The 9,200-nt window shown below is 48.0% G+C and carries 8 protein-coding genes; 1 reads left to right on the top strand and 7 read right to left on the bottom strand.

All coding sequences use genetic code 11. The features are described from left to right. Nucleotides 1-336: 336 nt before the first annotated feature. From KKC1_RS13335 to KKC1_RS13315, 5 genes are all read right to left on the bottom strand, one after another. Nucleotides 337-2,805: an S-layer homology domain-containing protein gene (locus KKC1_RS13335; RefSeq protein ID WP_088554913.1), complete on the bottom strand. Its 2,469-nt coding sequence runs from the start codon at nucleotides 2,803-2,805 to the stop codon at nucleotides 337-339. Nucleotides 2,806-3,200: 395 nt separating this feature from the next. Further along, on the bottom strand, nucleotides 3,201-3,935 hold the full coding sequence (locus KKC1_RS13330) for a WecB/TagA/CpsF family glycosyltransferase (RefSeq protein ID WP_088554912.1): 735 nt from the start codon (nucleotides 3,933-3,935) through the stop codon (nucleotides 3,201-3,203). A 76-nt stretch (nucleotides 3,936-4,011) separates the two neighbouring features. Then, nucleotides 4,012-4,992 (bottom strand): LCP family protein, encoded by a 981-nt coding sequence (locus KKC1_RS13325; RefSeq protein ID WP_088554911.1) that lies wholly within the window; start codon nucleotides 4,990-4,992, stop codon nucleotides 4,012-4,014. 110 nt (nucleotides 4,993-5,102) lie between these two features. Further along, nucleotides 5,103-5,975, bottom strand: coding sequence for an LCP family protein (locus KKC1_RS13320; protein WP_088554910.1), 873 nt, complete (start codon nucleotides 5,973-5,975; stop codon nucleotides 5,103-5,105). Nucleotides 5,976-6,041: 66 nt separating this feature from the next. Continuing rightward, on the bottom strand, nucleotides 6,042-6,656 hold the full coding sequence (locus KKC1_RS13315) for a stalk domain-containing protein (protein ID WP_088554909.1): 615 nt from the start codon (nucleotides 6,654-6,656) through the stop codon (nucleotides 6,042-6,044). Nucleotides 6,657-7,007: 351 nt separating this feature from the next. Between KKC1_RS13315 and KKC1_RS16115 the strand changes: the two genes are divergently transcribed. Then, on the top strand, nucleotides 7,008-7,169 hold the full coding sequence (locus tag KKC1_RS16115; protein ID WP_153802864.1) for a hypothetical protein: 162 nt from the start codon (nucleotides 7,008-7,010) through the stop codon (nucleotides 7,167-7,169). A 45-nt stretch (nucleotides 7,170-7,214) separates the two neighbouring features. Here the strand turns inward: KKC1_RS16115 and KKC1_RS13310 are convergent, their stop codons facing one another. Together KKC1_RS13310 and mreB are read right to left on the bottom strand one after the other, a co-directional pair. Beyond that, entirely contained in the window at nucleotides 7,215-8,018 is an 804-nt protein-coding gene (locus tag KKC1_RS13310; protein ID WP_088554908.1) for an LCP family protein, read from the bottom strand. Between the two features lie 95 nt (nucleotides 8,019-8,113). Further along, nucleotides 8,114-9,142, bottom strand: coding sequence for a rod shape-determining protein (gene mreB / locus KKC1_RS13305; protein ID WP_088554907.1), 1,029 nt, complete (start codon nucleotides 9,140-9,142; stop codon nucleotides 8,114-8,116). Between the last annotated feature and the right edge of the window lie 58 nt (nucleotides 9,143-9,200).

Genomic DNA, 9,200 nt, shown 5'->3' with positions numbered 1-9,200 from the left:
GTTTTGGGTATATTTACTCTTATGGAGCAGGGCCTCATTTTCCTTCTTGGCCCCCGATATTTATTGACTCATACCCCCAACTTGACCACCTAATTTTTAGAGTCTCTGAAAAAGGCTGAGGCTCTATGAGGCTCTAGGAGTTGAGTTCGCAAACCTTGAAAGCATCGGGTTGCGAGGAAATAGGAAAGCAATTAAATGAAACAACTCCTCACTATCCCGAAGAGTATTCATTTGCCCCTAATTCAAGTCAAGAACCGTCCCCGACTTGACAGTACCGAACATAAAAGGGGCTGCCCCCACTTATGCTGTTGGGACAGCCCCACATGACTGTGACCTTTACTCGACTATGAAGATAAACTTCAGGGTATCTTCCGGTTTGTCGTCACCCTCGCCGTATTCTACGAATACTACATTGTCATCTACTGCCACGCTGCTTACGGTAGAATATTCCGGATCGTCGCCAGTGTAATCAACTACGACAGTATCGCCATCAAACAGGTACCAGTAGTCAGCAATCTCGATGGCATTATTGCTCAGATCCCTGTCGGTAACTGCTTTCTTCTCGGCCGTATGATCAGCATCTGCGTCAAACTCGACGGTCAATGTGACCTTACCGTCAACGAGATCGTACTTCACGAAGTCATCCACTGCGGCACCATTGAGACCGCCGGTAGCAAGCTCGTAACGAGTACCGTCAATTTCTACGTAATCATCTTCACCAATGCTGTACAGGTCGGTGACTATACCGTACTCGCCCTCTTCAGTCACAGTTAACTCTTCGCTGATCAACAGGTACTCGACTTCATTTCCATCTTCCTTGAATACTACGGCAATAGGATTAAGGTCAGAAGCATTATCTTCAGCGTAGCTTAGGAAGTCAGCTACGTCTTCCAGGTCAGCTTCCTTATCATCGTCAGCATCGTTATAGTCGGTGTTAATAATTACGGTATTATCAGTTACGAAATACCAGTTACCATTAATTTTAACCCTATTGGTGTCAGCGTCAGCGGCAGTTATCGCTCCGTTGGTAGTCAAAGCGGTCAAAGCTTCAATTTCTCCAGCATCGTTAAGGGAGAACTGTACAAAAGTATCGGTAACAAACTTGTCACTGCCAAGGTATACAGCTTCAGTTACACCATCATTTTCATAGATAGGCGTAATTTCGTCCAGGTCAACACTGTAAGTTACAGTGCTGCCGTTCTCGGTAAAGAGCTTGACCTTGGTCACTTGATCTTTATAGTTGACGTCCACTACATCAACAAAGGATCCGTACAGTTCAGTAGGTTCTTCTTCATCAATATCGGCAGCGATGTAAACGAGTTTGTTCTGCTTGTCAACGGCGAACTTAACCGTTGTGCCGAAAGCGTCAATGAGCTTGTCGTAATCGAAAGCACCGAATTCGTCACCGTTGTCGGTGGATATCTTTACACTAGCTTCGGTCATAGAGTACTTCTTGCTGCCAATCTTCAGCTCAACAACCTTACCGTCTTCCTTGTAAGCGCTGACCAGCTCGCCGCTGTTGCTGAAGGAGAAGGCTTCAAGATACAGCTTGAGTCCATGATAATTACCATTGGTATCTTCAGTTACGTAAACAACATCGTTTTCTACCAGGTCGTCAATGTCGGCAATCTGGCCGTCCTTCACAATCAGAACATCTTCTTCATCATAATTATCCAGGTCGAAGGGACCCGCCGCGTCATTCTTGAAGGAAATTACATCCGTATCTGCGTCATATTCCTTGAACAGAACCGGGTTGCCGCCGTTAGTTACTGCTACTATCTTATAAACTTCATTATCGTCGTTGAGGTATACCTTGAAGTATTCACCTAGAGGAACATCCAGGTTATCCGGATTTTCGTAGGCTGTGCCGTCAACTTCGATGTCTCCATCATCGTTTTTCTCAACGTCGTCGCTCTTCAGCAGGGTAGACTTAACGTTGATGTAGGCAATCTCATCGTCATCTTCATTATAAACCACATCTACTTTATGGTTGACCAAGTAGGGCACGATTAGACCGCCCACAATGTTGGCATCTTCTGCTAAAGTAGCCTCGGTCAGGTTGGTATCTTGAGTATCTACAGTGATAACAAACTTGCCGTCATTATCAACTTTCCATCCGGTTACCGTCAGGTCTTGAACAAAGGACTTGCCGGAGAAGTTTTCAGCCAACAAAGTGGTAGTGGTATCAACTACAAAGTCTTCCTTCTCATCATCCCAGTTAGCTACGTTCGTATCAAGGGCAGTAGAAGTCAGAATGGCTACGTCCCCACGAGGTGCAGGCGTACCAGTTACAAAGGTAACGTCTTTAATTAGTTCGATCTTGGCAGCTTCAATCAGGTAGTCATAGGGCCATTCACCGGAAAGCCTGTCATCATAGCCCAGCAGTCTCATTAAGACTGTTACAACCTGCTCGTAAGTTACCTCGTCGTTAGGACCAAAACGTCCGTCGCCGTAACCTTTCACCAATCCCTTGGCGGTAGCCAGGTTGATCCACCCGGTATACCACTCGTTAGCAGGCACGTCAGTGTACTGGCTGACGCTTGCCAGCATGTCGGCCTCTTTCTCGGTATAGCCGGCAGCAATAACCGCAATCTTGGCAAATTCTGCACGGGTAATAGTAGCACCGGGCTTGAAAGTCCCGTCGGGATAGCCGTTGATGATTCCGAGTGCATTTAATTTGACAATGTCACCTTTTGCCGGGGAATCGTCAATGTCGCTGAATACAGCGGCACTGGCTACGCCGGCCAGGCTGAGGACGAATGCTGCTACGACTAAGAGTACAAGTAACTTAGAGTACCTCTTCATTCTTCTTAAATCCCCCTTTTCTTCCTTTTTTGGTTTCTCCTCTTTCTCTCTCTAAAACCTTTTACACTGTTTGAGGAACTGCTTCACTACCCTGAGCCATCCCTCCTTTCAAATATTTTTGAAGCTCATTAAAATCTAAAGGTTGTAACCCTTTAGCAAGCCGTATGGAAAATGTCAAAGAACAAAGGCGCCATCCTAATGTTTATTACACCTTCAGATGAAAATTTCCTGCTATTTTTAGCCAAAATTTTACGTTAAATGTAACCGATGTGTCGTTTTATGTATAATTTTCACTCGCTTGGTTCATTATAGTTATTTTAGAGCATTTTGCCTGACTACTTCCTAATTATAACACAGCCCCCAGACAAGTCAACCGGTCCCATGAGGCACAAACCTCAGGAAATTTTGGGAAAAATAGATTCTTTCAAAACCAGGAAAACCAGCCGGGGCAGAACCAACATGCGTTTGTAGCGCCAGGGTTCCTGAAGCAGGCGAAACAGCCACTCCAGGTGCAGGCGCTGCATCCATTTGGGGGCCCTCTTCTTTCTTCCCGCTATGACGTCAAAGCTGCCCCCCACTCCTATGGAAACCGGAACGTTTAATTCCTGCATGTGCCTGCGTATCCAGTATTCCTGACGGGGGGCCCCTAGAGCTACGAATAGGATGTGAGGACGTGCCTGCCGGATTTTTGACAGCAGGGCCTCTTCTTCATTGGACGCGGGATAACCGTGAAAGGTTCCCGCTATTTGCAATTTCGGGTAATTTTTTTTAAGATTGCGGGCGGCCTCCTCCGCCACTCCCGGTGCGGCGCCGAAGAGAAACAGCCGCCAACCGGTACGTTCCGCTTCCTTCACCAGCCGGTACATCAGGTCTATCCCCGTCACTCTCTCTGGCACCGGCTGTTTCAGGCGCCGGGCGGCCCAGACTACCCCTGCTCCGTCCGGCGTTACCAGGTCGGCCGTGTTAATCAGTTCCTTGAGGGCCTGGTCTCGCTGCGCCCGATACAGGATTTCGGCGTTGAGGGTCACGACCTGATGAGGATTACCTTCTGCTATGAAACGAGCAATCTCCTGTACAACTTGTTCTGTATCAAGAGCATCGACCCTGGTTCCTAGTACGTTTACCTTCATTTGCTACCCTCACCTATAAATACGATAGAAAGATAGTTTTTCTTGCACTTTTTTTAAATAATTTAGTACCAATTTTTTAGTGGCGGGTAAAAGCATCGATGATTTTTTGCAGTTGTTCGTGGTCAGGCTTCCAATAGCTGAGCCCGTTTATGTAAGTTGGTTCCCCGGGCACCGTCTTAGCCTCTATGGATATTTCCTCCACTTCTTTAAAGGCGGCGGTAAGAGAAATTATCTCCGTTAAGCTGAGGTCCGTCCGGGTATTCGCCCAAATCTCCTGGATTATGCCGGGCAGTTTGGGGAGATTCTTCAGGCGCAGTGCCTGGTCGGCCAGCAGTTGTAGAAATTTTTGCTGCCTCTCGATCCGGCCGATGTCCCCCCTGCCGTCGCTGCGGAACCGGACATACTGCAACGCCTTCTGTCCGTCCAGAGTCTGGAGCCCCGGGTAGAGATTGATGCCTTCCGGAGGATAGTGCATTCGTTTTTCCACGTTGATCTTTACCCCGCCCAACAGATCAATGACCTTTATAAACCCTTCAAAATTGACCTCCACGTACCCGTCCAGGGAAATTCCCAGGAAATTTTCCACTGTCTTAACCATCAATTCCGGTCCACCGTAGGCGTGGGCGTGGTTGATCTTCTCCCGGCCCCGGCCCGGGATTTCTGCGTAAGTGTCTCGGGGAATGGAAAGCAGCCTGACGGTCTTTTCTCCTGGGTCAAGAAAGGCAACCATAATAGTATCCGCCCGGGAAGTCTCGTCCTCCCGCTGGTCCACTCCCAGAAGCAGGATATTGAATCGCTTAAGATTTCTGCTCCCTGTATCCGCCAGAGCCTGCCCGTCCCGCTCCCCGGAATCTACCCCCGGGGACAGCCAACTGTCGGTAATGCGAAAACCGATATAGGTAAAGGCACCAAAAAAGACGATAATGAGTAACAACCAGGTCAGTGTCCCGGAAATAACCCGCCGCCTTTTTTTCCTGCGGCGCTTCAGCCCGGTTGTACCCCGAGTGCCCCAGAATTCCTCGTCGAAGCTGAGATTATTTCTGTGGTTTTCTTTCATGCCGTACTCTCCCCTGCAATATTCTACATAATTTAGGCTGTTTCAGGAGAGTTCGACATGTTTCCGGCCAGTCCTTCCACCTGCGGCCATTTTTTTATTACAAGAAACGCCTAGCGCAAAAGCCGGGCAATTTCCCGGACCTTCCCGCGGTCCGGTTCCCAGTACCATAAGCCATCTATCTTTAAATTTTTGCCCGGTATTACCACTGTAGTTACCGGGACATCCTTCACCCGATAAGCAACCCTACCCAATTGGGTTAGCGTCTGGGCAGACAAATCCGTCTCTACGTACTCTCTCGCTATTTTAATCATACCCGGGAGTTTGCTTAGACTCTGCAACCGCAACAGTTTTCTCAATAGTAGCTCCAAAACCTGCTGCTGCCTTTTGGCCCGTCCGATGTCCCCTTCTTTAGTATAGCGGTAACGGGCATAAGCCAGAGTATCTTCCCCGTTCAGGGTCTGATACCCCGGCTGCAGGTCAATCCCTTCCGGCGGGTAATACATGCGTACCGGTACTTCTAAATCTATACCGCCAACCAGGTCCACCAACCTGACGAAACCCCGAAAGTCTACAATAACGTAGTGATCAATGGTAATGTCCAGAAATTCCTCTACAGTACGGCGGGCCAGGTCTATGCCTCCGTAAACGTAGGCCGCGTTAATCTTGTCCCAGGACCCTTTGATTTTCACCCGGGTGTCCCGGGGAATAGAGACGAGATATATTCCCGGCTTTTCCGGGTCGATACGGGCCACCATGATGGCATCAGTTCTTCCCGGCTCTTTTTGATTTTCCCGGGTATCCAAACCCAGAATTAGAACGTTTATGGGCGGCAAGCCGGGTTCCTCGGTTTGTGGCGGAAAATCTTCTTCCCCGGAAGGTATCTCCCGAGAGTTTATATAGCCTGACAGGCCTAGATAAAAGGCGATGATGAATAGGATGCCGGCCAGATACCAGCCAAAAACTTTCTTCCAGTAACCGCTCACGGGCACTTCCTCCCTACAGCAGCCAAAAAGCCTCACCCTTTTCAAGGGAGGCTTCGGCCGTTCGCTTTAAGGAGTAATAGTAACTGTCTGTGTCTTGCCGTCCCAAACAACTGTTGCCCCGAAAAACTCGCTGACTACCCTAACGGGTACCATTGTACTGCCCTCGACCAGCAGAGGAGCAGTATCCAGTTTAATCTCCTGCCCGTTAAATCGAGCCTGATGAGAATTGATCTTTAGCTCTAAAGTTGCCCCGTCACGGCGGTAACTAACTGTGCGGGTGGAGGGCTCCCAACCGATAGCCGCTCCCAAAGCCTCCCCGACAAACCGGAAGGGAACCATGGTCCTTCCTCCCTTAGTAAAAGGAGCAACCAACAGTTCCTTTGGCTGCATGCCGATGTAGGCCGTCTTCTTACCAATAGTCAATACTATTTTAGGCTTGATACTTTCCTTCAGTTCCTGAACCCTGTTTTCCAGCACAGTGACCTGAGCCGATAGAGCTTCCAACTGCTCCTGCAGTTCCAGATATCGCGCTTCTATGTAATTATCAACGTAGCTTTTGGTTACTAAAGGATCTCCTTCTCCCCCCGGCTCGGGAAGAGACGCCTGTACTCCTGAGACGATAAAGTATGCGGTCAGAACCAGCACCGTGAGCAGGACTAACCAGCGACGCCTATAAATCATTTTCTTGCCCCCTTGAGATAGTAAATTTTATAAAGAATAATTTTTCAGAATATTGACAATGTCATAGATGATAAGTATAATTATTAGTGAAAAGGATAACATAGAATGGTTCGACACCGAAGAGACAATTCCTGTTTTATCGGGTAAGAAAAAATTACCACTTATTTTGTTCAAAAAATTTTTACAAAAGGAGCAGGAATTTTTCGATATTTTTAGAATAAATTCACTTACCAAGGGGAATTTTATTTTAAAAGGGATTGCACCTCATTTCACTAAGTTTGAAGAATTTTTTATTCTCCTTTTTTGTACTTGTGTTCACAAAAACAAACTTCCGGAAAGGGGGTTCAAAGTATGGCTGATCTTGCTCAACTGCGCCGAAGACGAAATCACTTAATAGATGAGTGGGTCAACGCTAAAGAGAATGACAAAATTAAGATACTGGTTAAGATTATGGATATCGATGAGCAGATTGAAGAAGACAAAAAGAAAAGCCGCAAGCGAAATATAATGTGATCCCCACCTGAATTCAGCACGGTGCTACACCGTGCGTTAATTTTTTTATCTGGTAAATTGGTATATCAGGCCGGTCAGGAATTGCTGTTCCAACGGTCTTGATGGGATAATTACCTTTTTAATAGATCTGGTATCGATTGAAGTAGCAATGCGAAAATGTACCAGGAGGTTTTCCAGGGTAAGGGGGAAGTCGGTATCCACATAGTTTTTGAAGGTCATAACCAGACGGGGAAGGTGAACGAAGTATACCTGAGGCTTGGTAAGCTCGCGGACCAGGGCTCCCAGAATTTCCTCATCGTAGGGAGTTACTCCCATGGTAAAGATTTCGGAAAGGTTTACTTCCCACTCCGAAACAACAATAGGATCGATGAATCGGCTGACCTCGTCGAGAATGGCCTTATCTATACGAAGGTAATATTTGATTTCAATTTCCATGGCCTTTTCTAGGGCTGCCTCCAGGGCTTTAATTCCCCTACGGTAATACAAGGAAGCCAGAGATTCGCCGGTCAGAACCGTTTGGGGATGAAAAAACACGGCTACTGATTTCATATTCTCTTTGTAGTTGATACTGTAGACGGAAATCATACGGACCTTTCCTTTTTCAATTCCCACAAAAAGAACGTTCAGGTTGTCGGTTAGACGATTAAGGTGGTAAATGCTCGTCCCCGAGGTTTGTGATTCAGCAAGCAGAACGTCACGATGGTCCTTACGGGGTAAGGAAAAATTGACCCCTGAATCGGCATTAAGGCTATCTGTCAGGTTCAGGTTAAGATAGTATCCGGACGAGAGATAAAGCAAAAAAGAAAAAAAGAACGCGATGACCAATACCGCTTTAAGTAACCTGCCCATGCTCATTTCCTTTCCTGGCTAAGTCCTAAGTTATTATTGGTCAGCATGGGCGGAATTATACAAATTTAAAAGCACCGCCCCTTTGGACAGTGCCTCTAAATTACTTTTTTGGAAATAATTCCACTGCTCTGCAGAACATTTAGCATAGACAGTGCCTTGCCGGTACCTAAGGCCACACAGGAGATCGCATCCTCCGCTACATGTACCGGCAGTCCCGTTTCCTCCCGCAGGAGGATGTCCAGACCGTGTAGCAGTGAACCTCCACCGGTCATCACTATGCCTTTATTGATTATATCGGCCGCCAACTCGGGAGGAGTTTTTTCCAGCACTTCCTTAACGGCGCCTACCACCGCTTCCACCGGCTCAGCCAGCGCCTCGTAGCATTCTACGGAGGTAACGGTAACCGTCTTGGGCAGACCGCTTACCAGGTCGCGCCCGCGAATTTCCAAACTGGTATTCTCCCTTTTCGCCAGAGGATAGGCGGTACCTATCTTTATCTTTAACTCCTCAGCGGACCGTTCGCCAATCATCAGATTGTACTCTCGCCTTATGTACCGGACAATAGCCTCGTCAAATTTATCTCCCCCTACCCGCAGCGACTTGCTACAAACAATTCCCCCTAAGGAAAGGACCGCAATGTCTGCCGTGCCACCGCCAATGTCGATCACCATGCTGCCGCTCGCTTCGGAAATGTCCAGCCCGGCTCCCAGGGCAGCAGCCAAAGGCTCCTCTATCAGATATGCCTGTCGCGCTCCCGCCTGCAGGGCCGCTTGGCGCACAGCTCTCTCCTCCACACCCGTTACCCCGGAGGGAATACACACCATTACTCTCGGTTTGAAGAAGAAACGCCGGCCGCAGGCCTTATTGATAAAGTACCGGAGCATCTTCTCCGTCGTGTCATAATCGGCTATAACACCTTCCCGCAGCGGGCGGATGGCAATAATGTTGCCGGGTGTACGGCCAAGCATTCGCCTCGCCTCTTCCCCGACGGCAAAAATCTGGCCCGTATCTCGCTCAATAGCTACGACTGAAGGTTCATTTAAAACAATTCCTTTGCCCTTAACGTAAACCAACACGCTGGCCGTGCCCAAATCTATTCCGATGTCCGTGCCCCATCCGAGCATTGTGTAACTCCTCTCTATAAAAATGCTTGTCCGAATAGCGCATACAAGAAAAGAAAGC

Source organism: Calderihabitans maritimus (genome assembly GCF_002207765.1).
Lineage (GTDB): Bacteria > Bacillota > KKC1 > Calderihabitantales > Calderihabitantaceae > Calderihabitans > Calderihabitans maritimus.
The sequence above is the reverse complement of the archived record's forward strand: the minus strand, read 5'-3'. Positions and strand labels throughout refer to the sequence as shown.

Coding starts and splice junctions, on each gene's coding strand:
- KKC1_RS13335 (WP_088554913.1), bottom strand. CDS start 2,805: ATGAAGAGGTACTCTAAGTTACTTGTACTCTTAGTCGTAGCAGCATTC.
- KKC1_RS13330 (WP_088554912.1), bottom strand. CDS start 3,935: ATGAAGGTAAACGTACTAGGAACCAGGGTCGATGCTCTTGATACAGAA.
- KKC1_RS13325 (WP_088554911.1), bottom strand. CDS start 4,992: ATGAAAGAAAACCACAGAAATAATCTCAGCTTCGACGAGGAATTCTGG.
- KKC1_RS13315 (WP_088554909.1), bottom strand. CDS start 6,656: ATGATTTATAGGCGTCGCTGGTTAGTCCTGCTCACGGTGCTGGTTCTG.
- KKC1_RS16115 (WP_153802864.1), top strand. CDS start 7,008: ATGGCTGATCTTGCTCAACTGCGCCGAAGACGAAATCACTTAATAGAT.
- KKC1_RS13310 (WP_088554908.1), bottom strand. CDS start 8,018: ATGGGCAGGTTACTTAAAGCGGTATTGGTCATCGCGTTCTTTTTTTCT.
- mreB (WP_088554907.1), bottom strand. CDS start 9,142: ATGCTCGGATGGGGCACGGACATCGGAATAGATTTGGGCACGGCCAGC.